Source organism: Reyranella sp. (assembly GCF_050185545.1).
In the GTDB taxonomy this organism is placed as follows: domain Bacteria; phylum Pseudomonadota; class Alphaproteobacteria; order Reyranellales; family Reyranellaceae; genus Reyranella.
Genome location: NZ_JBFWZI010000151.1, coordinates 1 through 18,550 on the forward strand (window position 1 = coordinate 1; position 18,550 = coordinate 18,550).

Genomic DNA, 18,550 nt, shown 5'->3' on the forward strand with positions numbered 1-18,550 from the left:
CGATGCAGGCCGGTGGCGACCAGGATCGTGATCGCGCCGAGCGGGATGCCGGCGGACACCATGGTCTGCACCATCGGACGCAGGAACAGCCGGTTCGGCACCGGGCGCGTGATGTCGCAGATCAGGACGCAGGCGCTCTTCCTGCCCCGCGCCAACTCGGCCAGCGGCGGGGCGCCGATCGGCCGGGCGAGCGCGGTGGCGATGGCGCCCTTCGGGTCCGGCAGTTTCGCCATCGCCCCCTTGCGGATGACCGTAGGTCGGACGCCGGCCGGGACCGTGACCGGCAGATGGCCCTTGCCGAACAGCAGGTCGATCGTCGAGTCGCTCATTGCCTGGCCTCGCCCGTCAGGAGGTCACCCATCGGCGCCGCCGGCGTGGGCCAAGTGAGCCGGCGCGACGGGAGACCGGTGCCCATCGCAGGTTCACCGGCGTCGAGCCGTGCCCGCAGGCGATCGTGACGCATCGAGGGTTTCCTTGTGGTCTGGCCGGACAGTTAGCCCGATCAGCCGGCAGCGGCAACCCGACCCTGGGCGCTACCCAGGCATTCGCATTCCGACGCGCCTTCATTCTCCAGGCCATGACTCATGACCCCTCCGCACCGTATGACGGGGCACCTCCCCAGCGAAGCTGGGGAAGGAGAAGTAGAGCGTTCAAATGCCCGCATTCGCGGAAGTCGCGCCGGCGCCGCCCCAACTGGCGCCACAATCGCCTGAGACCATCGCGTTGCGCCACTTCAGCGGAGGCCGGCATGGGATGCCACACGCTTGGGAAGAGGGCTTACCGGGTCACCAAAAAGTTCGAGCTGGTGACGATCACCTCGCCGCTGTTCGACATGGATTTCCTCGAGGTCGACTTTCGCGTCGGCGGCTTCGCGGTGACCGGCATGGGGCTGCGCCAGGTCGGCGCCGACATGGACATGAACAGGATCGAGACCTACGTCGATCCGGACCAGCAGGACCAGGGGGTGACCGACACCTGCGGCGATCCCACCGGCACCATCCGCGTGATGTTCAAGGCCGCACATCTGGCACCCTTCGACATGAGCGCGCAGGCGCTCGTCGTCCACGAGGGCGTTCATGCCTCGCTGCGCCGGAACAAGGTGCCGTCCGGCGGCCATCTCGAGGAGGCCGCGGCCTACCTGGCGCAGGCGCTCTTCTTCGAGCGCAAGGGCCAGTCGATCGTCGAGGACTGGGAGGAGGACAACCAGTGGGCTTTCAACCAGCCCCACATCGACGACCCCATCCAGGCCGACTCGAAGGCCAGGATCTATGCCGCCGCCGAGCAGGTCATCGAGAAGTTCGACATGGACATGAAGCCGGTCAGCCTGACCTCGGCCGACGTCTCGGACCTCCTCGCCGCGATCGCCAAGGATCCCGGCTATGCGAAGCCCAAACCGGTCAAGCCCAGGCCACCCCCAAAGCCGGACCAACCGGAGACCTGGCTCGAGCGCTGGCGGGCGCGCCGCAGGAAGCGCCGGGCGCGCTGGGCGCACTAGCGGCCCTCTCGCCCCGGAGCGATGGGCCGTCGCCAGGCTGCAGGACAGGCGCGCGATCGGCCCGCCGGTCGGCGCGATGACGTCCCATCCGGGGCAGCCGTTGCCGCGTATGCCTGACGATGCCACCCGAGGAGCCGAGCATGTCGCGATCGCACCTTCTCCTCTGCGTTCTCATGCTGTGGCCCGGCGGTGCGTTGGCGCAGGGTCCGCCCGCCGCCGCGGCCCCCTCGACTCCCGCGTCCCTGCAGGCGCGCTGCGCGCAGCTCGTCGAGCTGTGGGACCGCTACAGCGTCGGCAAGGGAGAGGGCGGCGGCAGCATGGACATGCCACGCAAGTCTGCCGTCGCCGATTGCGCGGCCGGCCGCACCGAAGCGGGCATCCGTACCCTGGAGGACCTGTTGCGCCGCAACGGCTACACGGTGCCGCCGCCGTGAGCGACCGGTGATGCGGGATGAGTTCCAGAGGTGATCGGGATGGACGCGGAAGTAGCGAGGGCCACCAAGGTGCGTCCGATTGCCGGACGTGATTTGCGCGTCCGCTTTGCCGGCGATCGAGAGGACCATGAGCTCGACATGACCGGGCTGATCGCTCGCAGCACCCATTTCGCACTGCTGATTGACGATGCCGAGTCGTTCGCCACGATCGTTATCGTGGAGGACGGCCTCGGCGTGGCTTGGCCAATCCAGACCAAATGGGGCCGGCTGGATGTTTCGGCCGCCACGCTGCGGCGGATCGCTGAGGAGCAGGAGCCGATGTCAGGAGCGTTCATGCAGATCGAAGTCGACGGTCGGTTTCTGCCGATCCGACCGGGCCTCGCCTCGGCGATCGAAGCAGCCTGGGTACGTCTGGCCGGCGCCGGCACGTAGTGGATCGGCGCCGAACGCATGGCCATGGCGGCCGAGGTGCGCAACGCACGGGGCTGCCGGCCCTGCAGGGAGCGCAAGCAGGCGCTCTCGCCATACGCCGTGAACGGCCTGCACGACAGCCTCGGGACTCTTCCCGAAGATGCGGTGGAGGCGATCCACCGTCTCGTCACCGACGCCTCCCGCATCAGCGAGGTCCGGGTGCGCGGGATGGCCGACGGACCGCTCGGCGAGGCAGGCTACGTCGAGATCGTGGCGCCAGCAAAGACGCGAGGTCACGTCCTGGCGAGCGCCAGGGTGACCGCGGCAATGATCAGTGCGAGCGCCACGACATCGAGCCAGGTGATCGGCGTCGCCGTCAGCAGGGCGCTGCTGCCGAAGCCGACGCAGGGAACCACCAGCGTGGTCAGGCTGGCCACCGCCGCCGGCAGGGCGCGGATGATGCGGAACCAGCAGGCATAGGCCAGCACGTTGGACACCAGGATCAGCCAGGCGAGAGCGAGGAGGCCGCGCACCTGATCGGCATGGAAGTAGGCGTCGCGCGCGAAGACCAGCCAGACGACCAGCACTGGCGCCGTGCCGAGCAGGATCTGCCAGGCGGCGTTGATCGTGGTGTCGCCCGCGACCGCCATCCGCTTGGTGAGAACGGTGCCGATGCCGAAGGAGATCGCCGCCAGCAGGGTGAGCAGCGTTCCCACAGGCGCGCTTTGGGCCGCCGTCTCCTGGCTGATGACGAGGCCGACGGCGCCGAGGCTCAGTGCCAGCGAGAGGGCGATGCGCAGGGTGATGGGTTCCTTGAGAACGAACACCGCCAGCAGCGCCGACCAGGTCGGCATGGTGTAGACGATGATCGGCGTGCGGCTCGGCCCGAGCGTGGCGACGCCCGCGATCAGGAAGATCTGGAACAGTCCCATGTTGAACAGGCCGGTCAGCGCGATCTGGCCCCACAGCCGGCGGTCGGGCAGCGCCGCTGCGCCGTTCAGGACGCCGAGCGCGAGGAGAATCGCGCCCGAGATCGGCATGATGATCAGCCGGCTGGAGAACAGGTCGACGGCCTCGAGCGACCAGCTCATCAGCGGATAGGCCAGCCCCCAGGCGATCCAGACGCAGGGCAGGAGAAAACGCGTCATGCCCGGCGTGCTTGCGACCTTTCAGCTGACATTCACCCGATGACGCCTCGGCACGCCGTCGATGTCAACATCCTGGCCGGGGGGCTACGCCGCATGGGCGTTATACTGCAGAGGAACCTCGCCCTGGGGAGCGGCCCGGAGGGCCGCGTCTCGAAGGGCCGGCAACAAATCGGGTGCTGCGACACTGCTTTTCCGACGATCTCATGTGTTGCCCATTCTTCGAGACGGCCGCTACGCGGCCTCCTCAGGATGAGGACTTTGTTGGGCTTTCGACCAGCTTCAACGCCTATGGGGCTACGCCGAATTGGATCTTCGGTGCATCGGGTGGCGGCAAGCGGACGCTGGTCTACACCGTGTGGCTCCTGGTCTGTTCGACCGTGCGCTCGAGAGCGTCGTCGTGCATTCGTTGGATCCGGGGAACAAGAGACTTGAGCTCGCGCCGGCGCTGGCGCACGAGCGCATGCAATTCGCTCCAGACTCCGGCGGGCACCGCCAGGCGGCCGCGAGCCCAATCGCCGACAGCGCTCTTCGGATGCCGCACCGCCTCGGCCATGGGACCCTTCCAGGGTTCTCCCCAAAGCGCGCGTCCGACAGCGGTGATCAGCGTTGCGTCAACCATGCGCATCCCTCCCCGCCGTCGCGTCGGAGCGCCACCCGGCGTCACACGACCGTGAATGCGGGAAGCCGTGCCCAGGCCGGCTGCCGCCGAGTCGCGCGGCTCGCCACCCCCTGCTCCGGAGAAAGTGCCCTTGCCACCCCTGCCCAGGGCAGTCCGCGAGCGCCGAAGACGCGGGCGAGGGCGGCGAGGGTTTCATCGTCGCGCCAGGCCCACAGACGCTCCATCAGCGGCTCGAAGGTGCGGGTCCATTCGGGACCGCTCGATCGACCCGGCGCAAAGGTCTCGATCAGGGCCACGAGCTCTTCGACGCTTGCCTCGCCGACGGCCCGGCGCATCTGTTCCTCGCTGAGGGCGAGGGTCATGGCGGCAGCGTTGCGGATCCGCCAGAGTTCGTCCAGGGCGGCTCGATCGGTGCTCATGCGCGGTCCTCAGGCAGTTTGTCCGAAATAGTCGACGTAGACCCGATAGCAGTCGTGGGTCGGCGCTCGCTTGATGTAGCGCGACTGGTGCTTCACGAACCCGCGAATGATGTCGTCGCGCCGCGAGGTGCGATTGTGCCGGAACTCCTCGAGCGAGGAGCTGCAGTTGCGCATGACATGCGGATCGTTCTGCCAGTGGCAGGCGGCATAGGTGATCGTGTCCAGCAGATCGTGACGCTCGCCTGTCCGGTCGAGATACGAATCGACCAGCGCACAGGAGCGCGGCGCATCCTGCGCCAGCACATGCTCGGTCAACACAGGCAACAGGCGATCGAGGGCGATGCCATCGGCCCAGGCGCGATGGTTGTGGCGCGGCTCCAGGCTGAACGCGGGATCGCGCGGAAAGATGGCGTTCGAGCGGATGGTGTCGTTCATGAAGCGCGCCCCCATGAACACCGCCTTGACCTGGTGCGGATTATCGTAATGCCTGATCCAGGACTGCACGACATTCATGTAGTCCAGCGCATGGGTCGGGTGGAGGAAGGCGTTCGGATGCTCCAGCACATCGATGAGATAGGGCTGGAAGCAGACGGTCACGGCATCGCCGACATCCAGGACGCCGGCGCCGCGCTTGAACAGGCTCATGATCGCCGCGTTGACGTCGAACGGGCCGCCCCAGACGATCGCTTCGGTCAGCCTGTCGAGCTCGCGCTCGCACGGCGGCTTGTCGGAGCGCTTGGGAATCGACGCCTGGCCCGGCAGCTCCATGCGGCAGATCGTGCTGATCTCGGACCACAGGCCGTACAGGCGCGGCGAGCATCCCAGGTCCGGCACCACGGTGTAGATCAGCTCGTTGGCATTGTCCCAGCCCAGGTAGTCGGCGATGTCGACCAGTGCCCGCGCCCGCAGCGCCTTGTGGCCGATATTCTGGTAGCCGCCCCGGTTGATGATCGTATCCTGCAGGTCGATGATGCCGGCGAGCAGGATGGCATCCTTCAGGCGCCGGCGATGGTCTGGATCCTTCGCCAGCCCGAGGAAAAGACCATAGGCTTCCGCCTTGTCGCCCTCGGCGATCGCCCAGCTCATCCGCGCCAGGCGGTCGTCCACGGTGCCGCCCTCGATCGGCGCGTGCTCCTCGAAGTAGATCTTGGGCGGATTCCAGGCCGGTCCATCGAATCGATTGACGCTGGCGTCGGGCCCGGGGAATTGCCGGTTGCACTGCTCGCCGTCACGCGCGTAGTGGCCGGGGAACTGGCAGGTGACCTGTTCCCACACATTGAGGCCCTGCGGCGCGTACCACATCGCCTGGACATTCGGGAGGATGCCCCGCGCGCCCCGGAGCTCTGCCATCAGCGCGATCGCGCCGCGCCAGCCCAGGATGGTGTGGTCGTAGTTCACGCCGCGCAATTCGCCGCTCGGCAGCCGCATCAGGTGGGAGGGGACCTGGACATAGGGAGCTGCGGCGGCGATCGCCGCCTTGATCATGTCCTTTAGCGGGCGGCTTTCCTCCGTTACCAGCCGGCAGAATGTGTCGGTCGCCTCGCGATACCGGACGCTCTGGACTTCATCCCGCAGGCGCTCGACGCTCGCGGCTCCCTGACCTTGCCCCATTGTCATCTTCCTTCTCGGACCGGTCCTCTGCCGGACGGAAGTCTTCTTGGCGTGCCGGCATGAGTCCTTGATCCGGATCAAAGGGTGCTCAACAGGGCAAAGGGCGCTCAACCAGGGCAAGGGGTAAGGTCAGGAGCTGAAACGGCCCGGGAATGAATGCGGTGAGGAGCTGATGCAGGTGCGTCGGGCGCTTTGTCGGCATCGGGTCTCGCGCATCGGCAAGGTGCAGGCGATGCCCACGACCGCGCCGGCGACCAGCACGCTGAAGGCGGTGCCGTAGGCGGTGACGGCCCAGACCCGGGCGCCGCCGGCCACCCCTCCGGTCCAGGCCAGATCGCGGCGCTGCTCGCCGGGCGTCGGAGCACAGTCGCCGCGCCGGCGTGACCGGTCATTCCCGCCAGCCGCATTCCGCGTGATACTCTTCGGTCCAACGGCTGTCGCCGTCCTCCTGCACTCGCTGCTCTCGGTCGCCACGACGGTGCCGGGCGTGATGCTTGCCCTGCTGATCCGGAACGACGTGCGGGCAATTGCCGCCGGCATCGGCTTCTCGACCGGCATCATGGTGCTGGTCGCCGCGCTCGAACTGATCCCGGGGCTCGGCTGGCGGTAGGTGTGCCGGGCGCCGGCGCGGCCGTCGCCCTGGGGGGACGCTCCTGTGGCTGGTCGACCGCGCGATCCCGCATGGCCACCTCGTGCGCGAGCATGGTCTCGCCGATACGCGGCTCGTCCGGTCCGCCCGCCTCGTCGTCGTCGGCCTCGTCCTGCACGACGTGCCGGAGGAGCGGGCCATGGCGGTGCCGGCGATCGCCGCGCGCAACCCCCAATTTCTGATCGGCGCGGCGATCCCGTCGGCGCTGGCCGAGCCAGCCGGCGCCGTCATCGGCCTGCTCGCGGTGTCGTGACCCCGGGCCTCAACGGCTACTTCGTGGCCTTCGCCGCCGGCGCGATGCTGTTCGTGTCGTTCCACGAGCTGGTGCCGATGGCGCGGCGCTATGGAAACATGGCGTGGTTCGCCGCCGGGCTCGGGCTCGGCGGCTGCTGGCCCTGGCGATCGTGGGCGTGCCGTAGGGGACGAGATGGAGCAGAGTTTGTGGGCGGCTCTCGCCGCCAGCCTGGCCGCGGCAGCGGTGACGACCGCCGGCATCCTCGCCATCCGCTGCCACGAGGCCTGGGCGCGGCGCAATACGACCTACTTCGCCTGCTTCGCTGCCGGCGTCCTGATCGCGGTGTCCTTCCTGCACGTCGTGCCGAGATCCTTCGCCATGTACCCGCAGGCCCCGGCCTGGCTGCTCGCGGGCTACATGCTGATGCTCGGCGTCAACCGGTTCCTCGCCGCCCATGTCTGCGACAGGCCCGGAACGGCCGACTACGCGCTCGGCCTCGTTCCCCTGGTCGGCATCGGCTTCCACTCCTTCCTCGACGGCGTCGTCTATTCGATCGGCTTCAACGTCGATCTGCTGACCGGCCTGCTCGTCGCGCTCGGCATGGTGCTGCACGAGTTCCCGGAGGGCATCGTGACCTACGCGCTGCTGCTGCGCAGCGGCTTCTCCGCCCGGCGCTCGTTCTTCCTTGCCCTGCTCGCCGCCGCGCTGACGACGCCGTTCGGCGCCATCGTGTCCTATCCCTTCGTCAGCCGCATCGATCCGCCGCTGCTCGGCCTGCTGCTCGCGCTCTCGGCCGGCGCCCTGATCTATGTCGGCGCCACCCATCTGCTGCCGCGCGCCGAGCAGGAGCCGCGCCGCGTCAGCCTGCTCGCCGTCGCGGCCGGCGTCGCGGTCGCCCTGGGAATCATCCTGGGCGAGGGGTAGGGCGAACGCCTCGAGGGTTGTAGTCTGCGATCCGCACCGCTCGACACGAGGGAGGAGATCGGACCATGGCCGAAAGACTGGGACTGGGAGAGGCGCGGGCGATCGTAGACGCCATGCTGAAGGCGGCCTCGGAGAGGGGACTGAAGTTCGCCGCCGCCGTCGTCGACGCCGGCGGCGACCTCGTCCATCTCTCGCGCATGGACGGCGCCTCGGCGCTCAACGCGCGCATGAGCTACAACAAGGCCTACACCGCCACCAAGTGGCAGCGCGATACGCGGATCATCAAGGAGCGGCTGTTCGACATGTCGCTGGGCGACGAGCGGCGCGAGATCACCTGGTTCTGCGATCCGCTGTACACGCCAGTGTGGGGCGGCATCGTCCTGCGCGCGCGCGACGGCACCATGCTGGGCGCGCTCGGCGAGAGCGGCGGCACCTACCAGGAGGACGAGGAGATCGGCCAGCTGGGTGCCAAGGTCTTCGCCGCACTGTGAGCCGGTCCAGCCGCGCGCGGCGTCATGCCTTGCGGCATTGCATTGCCAAGAAGGCGGCGCCCAGCGTGGTCCTGTCGCCGAGCGCGGCGTCATAAGGCGCGAGCCGCCGGGCGAGCGGCAGCCAGGGTGGAAAGAAGATGGCGCCCGTCACCTGCTCGACGTCGAGGCGCGCGGCCTCGGCAAGTGCGCGCAGCCCGGCCGCCGTCCGAAAGGTCGCTGTGCGCCAGATGCCGGCGCCCAGCCACCCGCGCACGCGCCGTCGCGCCGCCCACAGGCTCCACTTCCCCAGCTCGCCGATGACCAGTCGCCCGCCCGGCCTGAGGACGCGCGCCATCTCGCGGACCGCGCCTTCGGCGTCGGCGATGAAGGCAAGCACGGTGACGACCGTCACCACGTCGAAGCTCGCATCGGCGAAGGGCAGGCGCGTTGCATCGGCGACGGCATAACGAACGGCGGTGTCCGGCTGTACAGACCGCGCGGCGGCGCGGGCGATCATGCGCGGATCGGTGTCGCAACCCGCGACCGAGGCCGCCCCGGCGCCCGCCAGCGCGCGCGCCAGCGTTCCGTCGCCGCATCCCACATCGAGCACGGCGCGGCCCTGCAGGTCGCCGGCCAAGCGCAGCAGCAGCCGGTGCTCGAGCGCCTCGACGATCTCACCCAGCGACGATGCCCGCCACGTCGCGTAGACGACCGGGCCGAACTGGCCCGCCGGCGCGACAGGCGGCGCACGGTCATTCACGCCTGCGGTCCGCTGGCTGGCGTTCTATTGGGCAGGCATTGGAGACCGTGACCGTCATCACGGCCTGACCGATCTGTGCCGCCTTGTCGAAGGCGTCGGCCAGCGCCGCGAAGATGGTCCCGGCGTCGCCCACGACCACCGTGCTCATCGGGCCGACCTCGGCCTGCAGGCCGTGCGCCGCGAACGTCGCGCGCACGCTCTCGATCGCCGGGCCGAGATGCGCCTGGCGCAGGGGATAGAGGCTGATCTGGGCACTGCAAATCATCGTGGCACCATGCCGTGGATGATCGCCGGACGTCGCGGCGCGTCCCTTGACCTGCCTCAAGGACGCCGCCGCGCGCCGGCGCCCCAATGGCGTCGGTCCTGCCGAGGAGCACGACATGGATGCCGCGACGATCGAGGCTTTGCACGAGGCGGTGGACGACGAGTTCAAGGCGCACGCTATCGCAAGGTGATCTAGCCCTTCGGTTCGGTCCGTCCGTTCGTCAACATCGTCGAGGCGGAGCACCGGCACGCCGAGGCGCTGCTCGCCCTGCTTGCCCGTGCCGGGGCGGCGCCGCCGCGCGACACCCTGCACCCCTGCGCGATCGCCGCCGCGTCGCTGAACCGCAATCCGGAAGCGCAACGCGCCGCGATCCGAACGTCGCTCGTGAATCGCCGGACCGGACGCGGCGCCAAAGCTTCCGGAGCGACGTCGAAGGCGACTCGCTGCCCGGCGTGGCTTCGACCTCTCGACCTCGACTAGAGGCGATGCGCCGGGCGATCCGGCGGCAGGCCGAGCAGCACGCGGCCGATGATCTCGTAGTTGGCCGTCGCCATCGAGACGTGCTGGCTGGCGGTTCGAATGTCGCGCAGGCAGCGTTCCAGCGGGCTGCTGGTGTAGATCGAGCTGCCACCACCGGCCTCGTACGCCAGGTCGACCGCCAGGCCGGCGGCGGCGATGGCGTTGATGCGCGCCAGTCGCGCGATCGCCAGCTGGCGGGCGTCGGGCGCGCGGCCGCCCAGGACGTCGTCCCAGATGCCGCCGGCGGTGTCGTAGAGAAAGCCGCGCGCCGATAGCAGCGCCGCCTCGGCGCGCGCGACATTGACCTGCGCCATCGCGCGCTCGGCCACCGGCTTGCCCGAGCCGGCCGACGCGGTCTTGGACGCCGCCAGCTCGACGAAGGCGTCGATCGCCGCCCGGCCGATGCCGAGCCCGACCGCCGCCATCGACGTATCCAGCAGGGCCTGGATGGGCACGCGATAGAGCGCGCCGGGGGCCCATGGCCTGTCGTCCATGGTGAGGCTGCGCGCCGCCGGCACGAAAAGGTCGCGCACGGCGTAGTCGTGACTGCCGGTGCCGCGCAAGCCGCCGACATCCCAGGTGTCGATCAGCTCGCCGTCCTGTGGCGGGAAGAAGACCATCCGAACTTCGGGCGCGCCATCGGCGGTGGTGCGCCGCGTGGCACCCTCCATCACGAAGCAGCCGGCGTTCCAGTAGGTGGCGTGCGGGATGCCGCTGGCGAATGCCCAGCGGCCGTCGACGCGGTAGCCGCCCTCGACCACGCGCGCCGTGCCGGTGGGCCGCAAGGCGCCGGCCGCCACCGCGTCGGATGGTCCGTAGATGTCGCGCGCCGTGTCGCGCGGCAGCAGCGCCGCCATCAGGCCGTAGGTGCTGCCGATCATCAGGCTCCAGCCGGCGGCGCCATCGGCGATCGCCACCTGCTCGACAACCCGCGCCGCCGTCAGCAGGTCGGTCTCCAGGCCGCCCAGCTCGGCGGGGATGAACAGGCGAAATAGCTTCAGCTCGTGCATCGCCGCCACCAGCTCGGTTGGCAGACGGCGCTGGCGCTCGATGTCGGTTCGACGGGCGCGGATGCGCGGCGCGAGCCCTCGCGCGGCGGCGACGAGATCGTCTTCAGCTGCGATGGCATTGTCGGGCGTTGCGGGCTGGCGACGACGGCCGGCGGCCGATCCGATGATGGTGGGTCGCACGTCGTGTTCAGGCATGGCCCGGCATTCCCCGGATGAACAGTGTGAGGCGAGGAGGAGGTAGCATCGTTCCGGCTGCAAGGGTAATCGGCCGGAGGCAGATCACCGCGCTCGAGCAGACCGTCAGGCGCTCTGGCGGCATCGGGTCTCGCGCATCAGCAATGTACAGGCGATGCCCACGACTGCGCCGGCGACCAGCACGCTGAAGGCGGTGCTGTAGGCGGTGACGGTGTAGACCCGGGCGCCGCCGGCCACCTCTCCGGTCCAGGCCAGATCGAGCAGCCAGCCGAGCAGCGGCTGGTAGAGGGCGCCTGCGCCGGTCACGAGGGCGTTGACGAAGCCGAGCGCGGCGCCCGCGGCGGCCGGCGGGTTCAATTCGCGCACCGCCGCGAAGCCCAGGATCTGACCGGCGCCGCCGAAGCCGCAGAGAAAGCACAGCACGCTCACCGCCCACAGCGGCAATCCGGGCGCCCAGGCGAGCCCCGCCATCGCCGCGGCCGCGAGCATCAGGCCGGCGACGAAGGGCAGCTTGCGCCGGCCGATGCGGTCGCTGAACCAGCCCAGCACCGGCGCGCCGACGCCCCAGCCGATGAACAGCATGGACGTGATGCCGGCGGCCGCCGTGCGGTCCAGTCCCTGCGTCAGCGCCAGGAACGGCACGCCCCACAGGCCGGCGAAGCCGAGCAGCGGCCCGGTCGTGCCCATGCCGGCGATGGCGATCAGCCAGGTCTGCCGGTTGCGCCCCACCTGGACCATGCCGGCCATCACCTGTCGCAGGCCGCCCGCGGCGCGGGACTTGTCCCGAACCGTGGCCGCCGCCGTCACCGCCAGCACTACGCCGCCGGCCGCCAGGGCGAGGGAGGCCTGCTGCCAGTCGAGATGCTCCACCAGCAGGCGCAGCGGCGCCTGGCCGAACACCCCGCCGGCCATTCCGAGCATCATGGCCAGGCCCGAGAGCAGCGCGAACCGCGCCGGCGGGAACCACTGCCCCGCCACCGTCATCGCGCCGACGAGACTGAAGGCCGCCGTGGCGCCGATCACGAAACGGCCCAGCGAGAGGGCCCAGAGGGCAGGCGCCAGCGCAAACAGCACGCAGCCCGCAGCGCATCCCGCGGCAGCGACAGTCATCAGCCGGCGCGGACCGAACCGGTCCATCAGCAGGCCGACCGGGATCTGCATCCCGGCATAGCCGTAGAAATAGAAGGCGGAGAGGTTGCCGATGGCTGCGGCGCCGACGGCGAAGTCGCGCATCAGCTCGTCGATCATCACGCTGGGCGCGACGCGCAGGATCCAGGCATAGAAGAAGAACAGCGCGCCGGTTGCCCAGCCGAGCAGCGCCAGGGGCAGGGCGGAATGCCGCGCAGCGTGCGGTTCCGCTGCCGCGCTCACTCTACGGGTCGTCCTCCCTGATGCATCCATCGCTTGGCAATTGCCGTTTCAGCAGGGGGCGTCAAGCCACACGCTGCCCGGTCGTGTCTCGAGCAGTCGCGAGGTCGGTGGCCAACCAGTGGCGGGTCGGATACGGTTTGCCGTGCACGAAGAGGAGCCACGATGAGGCGGTCGGCGGCGATCACGATGCTGTTGCTGGGCGCAGCGGCCTGCAAGCCGGACAATCCCGATGTGAAGGAAGGCATCTATGCCACGGCCGATGAATGCCGGGCGCACAATCCGGATGCTGCGGCGCCAGGTGGCGAGTGCGACAAAGGCTTCCAGTTCGCCAAGGAGGAGCATGAGAAGACGGCTCCCCGCTACCAGTCCAGGGAGGACTGTGAAGCCCAGCACGGGTCCTGCCAGGTCGGCCCGCAAACTGCTCAGTCGACCCAGGGCGGCAGCTCGTCGAGTTGGTTCATGCCCCTGATGATGGGCTACATGATGGGGCAGAGGAACCAGGCGGCGCCGGTCTACAATCTGCGCGATGCCGATGCCCGTCGCGGCGGCGCACCGAAGATGGTCGTGGGCGGCAGCGGCCCGCGGGCGAATACGGTTGCCACGACAACGCCGGCCGCCCGGACATCGTCACCCGGCACACCCGCTACTGCCAGAGGGGGCTTTGGCTCGTCGGCCGGAGGTTCGTCGAGCAGCAGTTAGCAGGCCCTTACGGCGCCGCCGCCAGGAGGCGCGGACCGGGAGCCGGCGACGCGTCAGGCAGGCGACGCATTGCGAGCGATAGCTCGGGCGGAGTCTTGAGGTGCAGGTCGCGCTGGGGGAACGGGATCTCGATGCCGTGCGCCCGGAACTTGTCCCACAGTCGCAGAAAGACCTCGCTCTTGACGTTGGAAACGCCGTTGCGCGGATCGTTGATCCAGATGCGCAGCTCCAGGTCCACCGCACTGTCGCCAAAGCCTTTCAGAAGGCATACCGGCTTGGGCTCCTTGAGCACGCGCGGCGTCTCGTCGGCGGCCTCCTGGCAGAGCGCGATCGCCCGGCGCACGTCGGCACCGTAGGCGATGCCGACCGGCAACTTGAGGCGCACGTTGTTGTTGCTGGACGACCAGTTGACCACCTGCTGCGCGATGAACTGCTCGTTGGGCAGCAGGTATTCGGTGCCGTCGCGGGTCATCACCGACACGTACCGCGAACCCAGCGAGTTCACCCAGCCATAGGTGTCACCCACCGAGATCACGTCACCCGGCTTGATCGACTTGTCGACCAGGATCGAGATTCCGCTGATGAAGTTCGAGACCGATTTCTGCAGGCCGAATCCGATGCCCACGCCGACCGCGCCGGTGAACACGGCGAAGGCCGTGAGGTCGATCCCGACCGTGCGCAGGGCAATGACGATCGCGATGGCGACCAGCGCGGTCTTGAGCAGCTTCACGATCAGCACCTGCAGCGACGGCGTCAGGTTGGGCGAGGCCGTGATGCGCCGCTCCAGCACATGGCTGGCCACCGTGGCGAGCCAGAGCAGGACGGCCAGCGACAGCATGGCCTGCACGACGGTGAGACCCGAGACGCGCAAATCCGCGACGGTGATGGCGACGCTTTCGAGCAGCGCCATGGTGGGGCGCAAGAGGTTCAGGATGTTCAGCGCGGCGATCGTCCAGGCTACCAGAGCCACGAACCGCGACCAGACCGGGTCGCGCACCAGGGACGCCGTTAGCCGGATGACCACCCAGGCCGCCAGCAGGCTCACGGCGCTCGTCAGCAGGTGGTGGCGAAGCTCGCTCTGCCGTGCGATCAGCATCGCCATCCACAGCAACAGCAGCCACGCCACCGGCAGCATCAGCGGCATGATGGCGGCAGCAGCGCGGCGCAGTTGCACCTCCAGGCGACGCCCCTCCGTCGCGCGCGCCAGCACAACCCGCGCGCGGGGCGCGATCAGCCGCGCCGCGAGGAACGTGGCGACGACAACGATCACCTGGCCGCCGACGCTGACGCTGAGCTCGACGGCATTGTCGGCCAGCCAACTCCGGGCCGCTTCCAATTGGGACAGGTAGAATTGCGGGTCGAAGAACCGTTCCACGAACGCCTCCCTGGGCAATGCCCGCTGGGGCTCGAGCCACGATGGGTACCGTCCGCAAATCCTACGATCGAATCGGATCGGAAGGTGCCGTACCCACAGGGAAGTCACAGCACGATGCCGCCGGCATCAGCGGCCCCGCACACCGGAAGCAAGGGTTGAACCCCGTCGCGCCGGATTGCATTCTCGACGGCACCCGCGGAGAATCGCTTGCATGACCCATCCGCGATGGGATCAGGAAAACGAGGAGCCAGATCATGAGCGCTGCCGCGTCGAGGATTGCCACCCAGTCCATGAAGATCGAGAAGGTCAAGGAGCACATCGGTGCCATCGTCACGGGCATCGACCTTGCGCATCCCATCGACGGCGCGACACGGAAGAAGCTTTACGATGCCGCCGTCGAGAACGTGGTCCTCGTGATTCGGGGGCAGGAGCATCTCACCCCGGGCCAGCTGCAAGCCGCCGGGGAAATGTTCGGCGAGCTGATGGAGGACCAGAACCGGCGCTATCTGGTCGACGGATTTCCGTTGATCAGCGTGCTCGACAACCGTCACCTGGACAGCAAGGGGCAGCCGGCAAAGGTCGGCGCCAATGCCACCTGGCACACCGACCACACCAACCAGGAATTGCCGCCCAAGTTCACCATGCTGTATGCGGTGGCGGTGCCGGACAAGGGCGGCGCGACATCGGTGTGCAACGCGCGTGCAGCCTACGAAGCGCTCCCGGACGACCTGAAGCTGAAGATCGCCGACGCGAAGACCGAGAATACGCTGATCAGCAGCGCGCGGATGAAAACAGGCAATCCGGATATCGTGAAGGCCCAGCTTGAGTCGACGAAACCGCCAACGGTGCATCCCCTGGTCCGCACCCACCCGGAGACCGGCACCAAGGCCGTGTGGTTTCACAAGGCCAAGACCGAGACGGTCACCGGCATGTCGCCCGAGGAAACCCAGGATTTCCTGCAGGATTTGACCGACAGGATCACGCAGCCACAGTTTTGCTATGCGCACGAGTACAGGAAGGGCGATCTGCTGATCATCGACGACCGCGCCTCCTTGCATAAGGCCGGCTTCGACTACGACCACAACCAGCATCGCCGCCTGTATCGGATGCTGGTGCGTGGAGACCGTCCCTACTGACTGTCATTGCGGCGCGTTGGTCGTGTGGCGCGCTGCCGTCTATGCTCTGACGGCACACGAGAGGAGACGACAGCATGGGTTTCTACGAACTTCGCCAGTACTTCGTGCGGCCCGGCAAGATGGACGAGTGGGTGAAGATCATGGAGGAGGAGATCATCCCGTTCCAGGTCTCCAAGGGCATGGTGATCTGCGGCAGCTTCCGCGGCGAGACGGACGAGTCCACCTATATCTGGATCCGTCGTTTCAACAGCGAGGCTGAACGCGAGGCGCAGTACAAGGCGGTGTACGAGACGGACCACTGGAAGACCAGGATTGCGCCGCGCGTGCCCGATTGCCTGGACCGCGAAAAGATGCACATCCAGCGCATCGTGCCGACGTCGCGGTCAACGATGCAGTAGCCCGCACGCGTGGGGCTGCAGCGGCCTCCCGGGCCCTGATCCGCGCGTTTCATCGCGGAGAGGAGCGGCGTCAAACGTCCAAAGGGGCGTCCTGACCGACAACCTGCTTGTACAGCGCACGCACCTCGTCCGAGACGTGGTGCGTGTCTTCCTTGAGGTTGCGCGGCGTGATCGCGATGAAGGCGATTTCCCAATTGTCCGGCTTTGGCACGCCGACCTTCGGCACGAAGGCATGCGGCGCGCCAGGCGCGTTGTGGAAATGGCTGCCGCCAACCACCGGCACCAGCACCGGCTTGCCATTCCCGTCGATGGAAAAGCCTTCCGCCTCGCCCATGACGTACATCGGGAACTGATCGGTGCGGCTGGCGATGTGCGTGTGAAGCTCGACGGTCGGCAGGAACACCGCCGCGACTCCGCGGCCGTGCCGGTTCTGTCCGAGACGCCACGGACCGGGTCCGCTCAGGTCCGGCGCCGCGGACAGGCGATGTTCCGCGCGGGCCAGTATGGCGCGCAGGGCTTCCTTGGGATTGAACTCGGGACCGGCCGCGGCGCGGGCCTTGCTGAAGTCCGCGTAAACGGACTTCATCCATTGAAGCTCGTCATCGGCCAGTTCGTGGTCGAGAACCGGAAGCGCCGCGCCATCGGCCATGGAAGGCTCCTCTGCCTTGATGTCTGGCATTCCCCGGATGAATCCGCGGAACGTTGCGGACGCTAGCATTGCGCCGGGTTGCGCGGAAGCCAGGGTCGGTGAATCCAGTTCTTCGGGCGCGTCCTCAAGACGTCGCGCGCCGCGCGGCCCCCGCTTGTTTCTGTTATCCCGAGTCCGACGTTTGCTCACGCGCTGGGGGCGCGCCAGTCCAGTAGCGCGCCCCCAGCGCGTGAGCGAGCGTCGGGTTCAGGTCGACAGGAAGCGGTCCGGCGTGCCGTTCCTCAGGGTGAGGGCAATCACGCTCCGGTTTCCGGTCACGCGTCGTTGATTGCCGCCAGCAGGCGCTCGCGCGTCAAGGGCAGGTCGCGCACGCGCACGCCGATGGCGTCGAACACCGCGTTGGCGATCGCCGCCGCGGCCGGCCCGGCCACCGCCTCACCGACACCGAGCGACGGCTCGTCTGGCCGGTCGATGAGGACGACCTCGACCGGCGGCGCCTCGCTGAAGCGCAGGATCGGATAGTCGTCCCAGGTCCGCGTGGTGATGCGGGTCCGGTCGAATCGCACCTGTTCCTTCAGGACCCAGCTCGTCGCCTGCACGATGCCGCCTTCGACCTGGTTGCTCACACCGTCCGGGTTGATGGTGCGGCCGCAATCCACGGCCACGACCGCGCGCACCACCCTGATCGTCTCGCCGGCCTCGATCTCGACCACCACCGCGGCGTAGGCGGCTTCATTGCTGTAGCGCGCGAAGCCCATGCCCATGCCGCGCGAGCCGTCGCCTCCGGGTCCGTCGCCGCTCGGGGCGTCGCGCCGCGACCGCGACGCGAGCCCCGAGCGCTGGCGCGCCGCCTCGATCACGGCGATCGCCCGCTGGTCGCGCAAGTGTTTCAGGCGCAGCTCGACCGGGTCGATGCCGGCGGCGTGCGCCAGCTCGTCCATGAAGCACTCGATCGCGAAGGTGTTGAGGAACCCGCCGATCGCCCGCAGGGTGCCGGTGCGCACCGGCAGCCGCTCCAGCTGGTTCAGCACGACCCGCTGGTTGGCAAAGTCGTAGATCGGCACCGCGTTGCGCTCGCTGGTCGGCAGAATGCCCGGCAGGGCGTCGATGCCGGGCGGCTGCGCGAATGGCTTTTCGAGATGCCACGCGGCCAGCAGGGACGGGCTTTCCTGCAAGCCTGGCCGCGCGATGTGCGGATTGCTCCACAGCTCATGACGCCAGTCGACGATGCGTCCGGTATCGTCGACCGCGCCGTTCAGGGCAACGGCCATTGCCGGCCCGAACGGCGACCAGGCCAGCTCGTCCTCGTGCGACCATTGCAGCCGCACGGGATGGCCTTCCACGGCGCGGGCGAGCAGCACCGCATCGAGCGACGCGTCGTCGGCCGCATTGTGGCCGTAACATCCGGCGCCCTGCACGTGACGAACGGTGATCGTGTCGGGCGCAACGCCGAGCGTCTTGGCGATATCCAGCCGGGTCGGATGGATCGACTGGCTCTGGCTCCACAGCTCGATGGCGCTGGGCTGCACGCGCGCCACCGCGCAGGCCGGCCCGATCGACGCGTGCGCCAGGAACGGCCGTGAATAGCTGGCATTCACGGCGTGCGCGCCGGTTGCCTGCGGCACGCCCTTCTCGCTCAGGATCTTCGCCCGAGAGGGCCGGGACCGGAGGAATGCGGGGAGGGCAGCGACGTCCGGCAGGTCGGCGGCTTCCTGCCAGACGGCGCCTTTCGCCAGCGCCGCCGCCGCGGCGACGGCC

At 68.7% G+C, this 18,550-nt stretch carries 23 protein-coding genes and 1 pseudogene; 11 read left to right on the top strand and 13 right to left on the bottom strand.

Going from position 1 to position 18,550, the window contains the following annotated elements; genetic code table 11:
- Window positions 1–329 (bottom strand): lactate racemase domain-containing protein (locus tag AB7O82_RS28685; protein WP_428620782.1); only part of this gene is annotated, 329 nt, incomplete at its 3' end.
- Window positions 326–463 (bottom strand): hypothetical protein, encoded by a 138-nt coding sequence (locus AB7O82_RS28690; RefSeq protein WP_428620784.1) that lies wholly within the window; start codon window positions 461–463, stop codon window positions 326–328. The genes AB7O82_RS28690 and AB7O82_RS28685, both read right to left, overlap by 4 nt.
- 285 nt (window positions 464–748) lie before the next feature.
- On the opposite strand from AB7O82_RS28690, the gene AB7O82_RS28695 reads away from it, so the two are divergent.
- The 3 genes and pseudogenes from AB7O82_RS28695 to AB7O82_RS28705 form a co-directional block, all read left to right on the top strand.
- Window positions 749–1,495: a hypothetical protein gene (locus tag AB7O82_RS28695; protein ID WP_428620786.1), complete on the top strand. Its 747-nt coding sequence runs from the start codon at window positions 749–751 to the stop codon at window positions 1,493–1,495.
- Between the two features lie 140 nt (window positions 1,496–1,635).
- Window positions 1,636–1,929, top strand: coding sequence for a hypothetical protein (locus AB7O82_RS28700; protein ID WP_428620787.1), 294 nt, complete (start codon window positions 1,636–1,638; stop codon window positions 1,927–1,929).
- Between the two features lie 333 nt (window positions 1,930–2,262).
- Window positions 2,263–2,616: pseudogene (locus tag AB7O82_RS28705) on the top strand (alkylhydroperoxidase-related (seleno)protein); the annotation flags it as partial.
- Window positions 2,617–2,633: 17 nt separating this feature from the next.
- Here the strand turns inward: AB7O82_RS28705 and AB7O82_RS28710 are convergent.
- The 4 genes from AB7O82_RS28710 to AB7O82_RS28725 form a co-directional block, all read right to left on the bottom strand.
- The gene (locus AB7O82_RS28710; protein WP_428620788.1) at window positions 2,634–3,488 is read right to left on the bottom strand and encodes a DMT family transporter; all 855 of its coding nucleotides are present in this window, start codon (window positions 3,486–3,488) and stop codon (window positions 2,634–2,636) included.
- 346 nt (window positions 3,489–3,834) lie between these two features.
- A complete protein-coding gene (locus tag AB7O82_RS28715) occupies window positions 3,835–4,041 on the bottom strand; it encodes a hypothetical protein (RefSeq protein ID WP_428620790.1) in 207 nt (68 codons plus the stop codon).
- A gap of 107 nt (window positions 4,042–4,148) precedes the next feature.
- A complete protein-coding gene (locus AB7O82_RS28720; protein WP_428556175.1) occupies window positions 4,149–4,526 on the bottom strand; it encodes a hypothetical protein in 378 nt (125 codons plus the stop codon).
- A gap of 9 nt (window positions 4,527–4,535) precedes the next feature.
- Window positions 4,536–6,137, bottom strand: coding sequence for a hypothetical protein (locus AB7O82_RS28725; RefSeq protein WP_428620792.1), 1,602 nt, complete (start codon window positions 6,135–6,137; stop codon window positions 4,536–4,538).
- A gap of 412 nt (window positions 6,138–6,549) precedes the next feature.
- On the opposite strand from AB7O82_RS28725, the gene AB7O82_RS28730 reads away from it, so the two are divergent.
- The 4 genes from AB7O82_RS28730 (at window position 6,550) to AB7O82_RS28745 (ending at window position 8,436) form a co-directional block, all read left to right on the top strand.
- Window positions 6,550–6,747: a hypothetical protein gene (locus AB7O82_RS28730; protein WP_428550918.1), complete on the top strand. Its 198-nt coding sequence runs from the start codon at window positions 6,550–6,552 to the stop codon at window positions 6,745–6,747.
- A gap of 82 nt (window positions 6,748–6,829) precedes the next feature.
- Window positions 6,830–7,039, top strand: a complete 210-nt coding sequence (locus AB7O82_RS28735) for a hypothetical protein (protein WP_428550921.1) — start codon at window positions 6,830–6,832, stop codon at window positions 7,037–7,039.
- A 174-nt stretch (window positions 7,040–7,213) separates the two neighbouring features.
- The gene (locus AB7O82_RS28740) at window positions 7,214–7,945 is read left to right on the top strand and encodes a ZIP family metal transporter (RefSeq protein ID WP_428550923.1); all 732 of its coding nucleotides are present in this window, start codon (window positions 7,214–7,216) and stop codon (window positions 7,943–7,945) included.
- A 65-nt stretch (window positions 7,946–8,010) separates the two neighbouring features.
- Window positions 8,011–8,436, top strand: a complete 426-nt coding sequence (locus AB7O82_RS28745) for a GlcG/HbpS family heme-binding protein (protein ID WP_428550926.1) — start codon at window positions 8,011–8,013, stop codon at window positions 8,434–8,436.
- A gap of 22 nt (window positions 8,437–8,458) precedes the next feature.
- Here the strand turns inward: AB7O82_RS28745 and AB7O82_RS28750 are convergent, their stop codons facing one another.
- Together AB7O82_RS28750 and AB7O82_RS28755 are read right to left on the bottom strand one after the other, a co-directional pair.
- On the bottom strand, window positions 8,459–9,175 hold the full coding sequence (locus AB7O82_RS28750; RefSeq protein ID WP_428550928.1) for a class I SAM-dependent methyltransferase: 717 nt from the start codon (window positions 9,173–9,175) through the stop codon (window positions 8,459–8,461).
- Entirely contained in the window at window positions 9,168–9,440 is a 273-nt protein-coding gene (locus AB7O82_RS28755; protein ID WP_428550931.1) for a YkoF family thiamine/hydroxymethylpyrimidine-binding protein, read from the bottom strand. Before AB7O82_RS28755 ends, AB7O82_RS28750 begins: the two co-directional genes overlap by 8 nt.
- Window positions 9,441–9,486: 46 nt before the next feature.
- Between AB7O82_RS28755 and AB7O82_RS28760 the strand changes: the two genes are divergently transcribed.
- On the top strand, window positions 9,487–9,630 hold the full coding sequence (locus AB7O82_RS28760) for a hypothetical protein (protein ID WP_428550934.1): 144 nt from the start codon (window positions 9,487–9,489) through the stop codon (window positions 9,628–9,630).
- Window positions 9,631–9,916: 286 nt separating this feature from the next.
- Here the strand turns inward: AB7O82_RS28760 and AB7O82_RS28765 are convergent, their stop codons facing one another.
- Together AB7O82_RS28765 and AB7O82_RS28770 are read right to left on the bottom strand one after the other, a co-directional pair.
- The gene (locus AB7O82_RS28765) at window positions 9,917–11,164 is read right to left on the bottom strand and encodes an acyl-CoA dehydrogenase family protein (RefSeq protein WP_428550936.1); all 1,248 of its coding nucleotides are present in this window, start codon (window positions 11,162–11,164) and stop codon (window positions 9,917–9,919) included.
- 105 nt (window positions 11,165–11,269) lie between these two features.
- Window positions 11,270–12,535 carry an MFS transporter gene (locus tag AB7O82_RS28770; protein WP_428550939.1) on the bottom strand — a complete coding sequence of 422 codons (1,266 nt, stop codon included), beginning with the start codon at window positions 12,533–12,535 and terminating at the stop codon, window positions 11,270–11,272.
- A 162-nt stretch (window positions 12,536–12,697) separates the two neighbouring features.
- On the opposite strand from AB7O82_RS28770, the gene AB7O82_RS28775 reads away from it, so the two are divergent.
- Window positions 12,698–13,234: a DUF1190 domain-containing protein gene (locus AB7O82_RS28775; protein ID WP_428620793.1), complete on the top strand. Its 537-nt coding sequence runs from the start codon at window positions 12,698–12,700 to the stop codon at window positions 13,232–13,234.
- Window positions 13,235–13,241: 7 nt separating this feature from the next.
- On the opposite strand, the gene AB7O82_RS28780 is transcribed toward AB7O82_RS28775, so the two are convergent.
- Window positions 13,242–14,609 carry a mechanosensitive ion channel family protein gene (locus tag AB7O82_RS28780; RefSeq protein ID WP_428550945.1) on the bottom strand — a complete coding sequence of 456 codons (1,368 nt, stop codon included), beginning with the start codon at window positions 14,607–14,609 and terminating at the stop codon, window positions 13,242–13,244.
- A 254-nt stretch (window positions 14,610–14,863) separates the two neighbouring features.
- Here AB7O82_RS28780 and AB7O82_RS28785 point away from each other — a divergent pair, with 254 nt between their 5' ends.
- Together AB7O82_RS28785 and AB7O82_RS28790 are read left to right on the top strand one after the other, a co-directional pair.
- Entirely contained in the window at window positions 14,864–15,745 is an 882-nt protein-coding gene (locus AB7O82_RS28785; protein WP_428550948.1) for a TauD/TfdA dioxygenase family protein, read from the top strand.
- Between the two features lie 74 nt (window positions 15,746–15,819).
- Entirely contained in the window at window positions 15,820–16,143 is a 324-nt protein-coding gene (locus AB7O82_RS28790) for an NIPSNAP family protein (RefSeq protein WP_428550951.1), read from the top strand.
- Between the two features lie 70 nt (window positions 16,144–16,213).
- Here the strand turns inward: AB7O82_RS28790 and AB7O82_RS28795 are convergent, their stop codons facing one another.
- Both AB7O82_RS28795 and AB7O82_RS28800 read right to left on the bottom strand, forming a co-directional pair.
- Entirely contained in the window at window positions 16,214–16,792 is a 579-nt protein-coding gene (locus AB7O82_RS28795) for a hypothetical protein (protein WP_428550954.1), read from the bottom strand.
- 314 nt (window positions 16,793–17,106) lie between these two features.
- On the bottom strand, window positions 17,107–18,550 hold a 1,444-nt coding region (locus tag AB7O82_RS28800), incomplete at its 5' end, for a molybdopterin cofactor-binding domain-containing protein (protein ID WP_428620794.1).

Excerpts from the sequence above, each read along its gene's own strand:
- AB7O82_RS28720 (WP_428556175.1), bottom strand. The coding sequence starts at position 4,526 with ATGAGCACCGATCGAGCCGCCCTGGACGAACTCTGGCGGATCCGCAAC.
- AB7O82_RS28790 (WP_428550951.1), top strand. The coding sequence starts at position 15,820 with ATGGGTTTCTACGAACTTCGCCAGTACTTCGTGCGGCCCGGCAAGATG.
- AB7O82_RS28740 (WP_428550923.1), top strand. The coding sequence starts at position 7,214 with ATGGAGCAGAGTTTGTGGGCGGCTCTCGCCGCCAGCCTGGCCGCGGCA.
- AB7O82_RS28775 (WP_428620793.1), top strand. The coding sequence starts at position 12,698 with ATGAGGCGGTCGGCGGCGATCACGATGCTGTTGCTGGGCGCAGCGGCC.
- AB7O82_RS28795 (WP_428550954.1), bottom strand. The coding sequence starts at position 16,792 with ATGGCCGATGGCGCGGCGCTTCCGGTTCTCGACCACGAACTGGCCGAT.
- AB7O82_RS28755 (WP_428550931.1), bottom strand. The coding sequence starts at position 9,440 with ATGATTTGCAGTGCCCAGATCAGCCTCTATCCCCTGCGCCAGGCGCAT.
- AB7O82_RS28710 (WP_428620788.1), bottom strand. The coding sequence starts at position 3,488 with ATGACGCGTTTTCTCCTGCCCTGCGTCTGGATCGCCTGGGGGCTGGCC.
- AB7O82_RS28785 (WP_428550948.1), top strand. The coding sequence starts at position 14,864 with ATGAGCGCTGCCGCGTCGAGGATTGCCACCCAGTCCATGAAGATCGAG.
- AB7O82_RS28745 (WP_428550926.1), top strand. The coding sequence starts at position 8,011 with ATGGCCGAAAGACTGGGACTGGGAGAGGCGCGGGCGATCGTAGACGCC.
- AB7O82_RS28695 (WP_428620786.1), top strand. The coding sequence starts at position 749 with ATGGGATGCCACACGCTTGGGAAGAGGGCTTACCGGGTCACCAAAAAG.
- AB7O82_RS28690 (WP_428620784.1), bottom strand. The coding sequence starts at position 463 with ATGCGTCACGATCGCCTGCGGGCACGGCTCGACGCCGGTGAACCTGCG.
- AB7O82_RS28700 (WP_428620787.1), top strand. The coding sequence starts at position 1,636 with ATGTCGCGATCGCACCTTCTCCTCTGCGTTCTCATGCTGTGGCCCGGC.
- AB7O82_RS28715 (WP_428620790.1), bottom strand. The coding sequence starts at position 4,041 with ATGGCCGAGGCGGTGCGGCATCCGAAGAGCGCTGTCGGCGATTGGGCT.
- AB7O82_RS28765 (WP_428550936.1), bottom strand. The coding sequence starts at position 11,164 with ATGCCTGAACACGACGTGCGACCCACCATCATCGGATCGGCCGCCGGC.
- AB7O82_RS28725 (WP_428620792.1), bottom strand. The coding sequence starts at position 6,137 with ATGGGGCAAGGTCAGGGAGCCGCGAGCGTCGAGCGCCTGCGGGATGAA.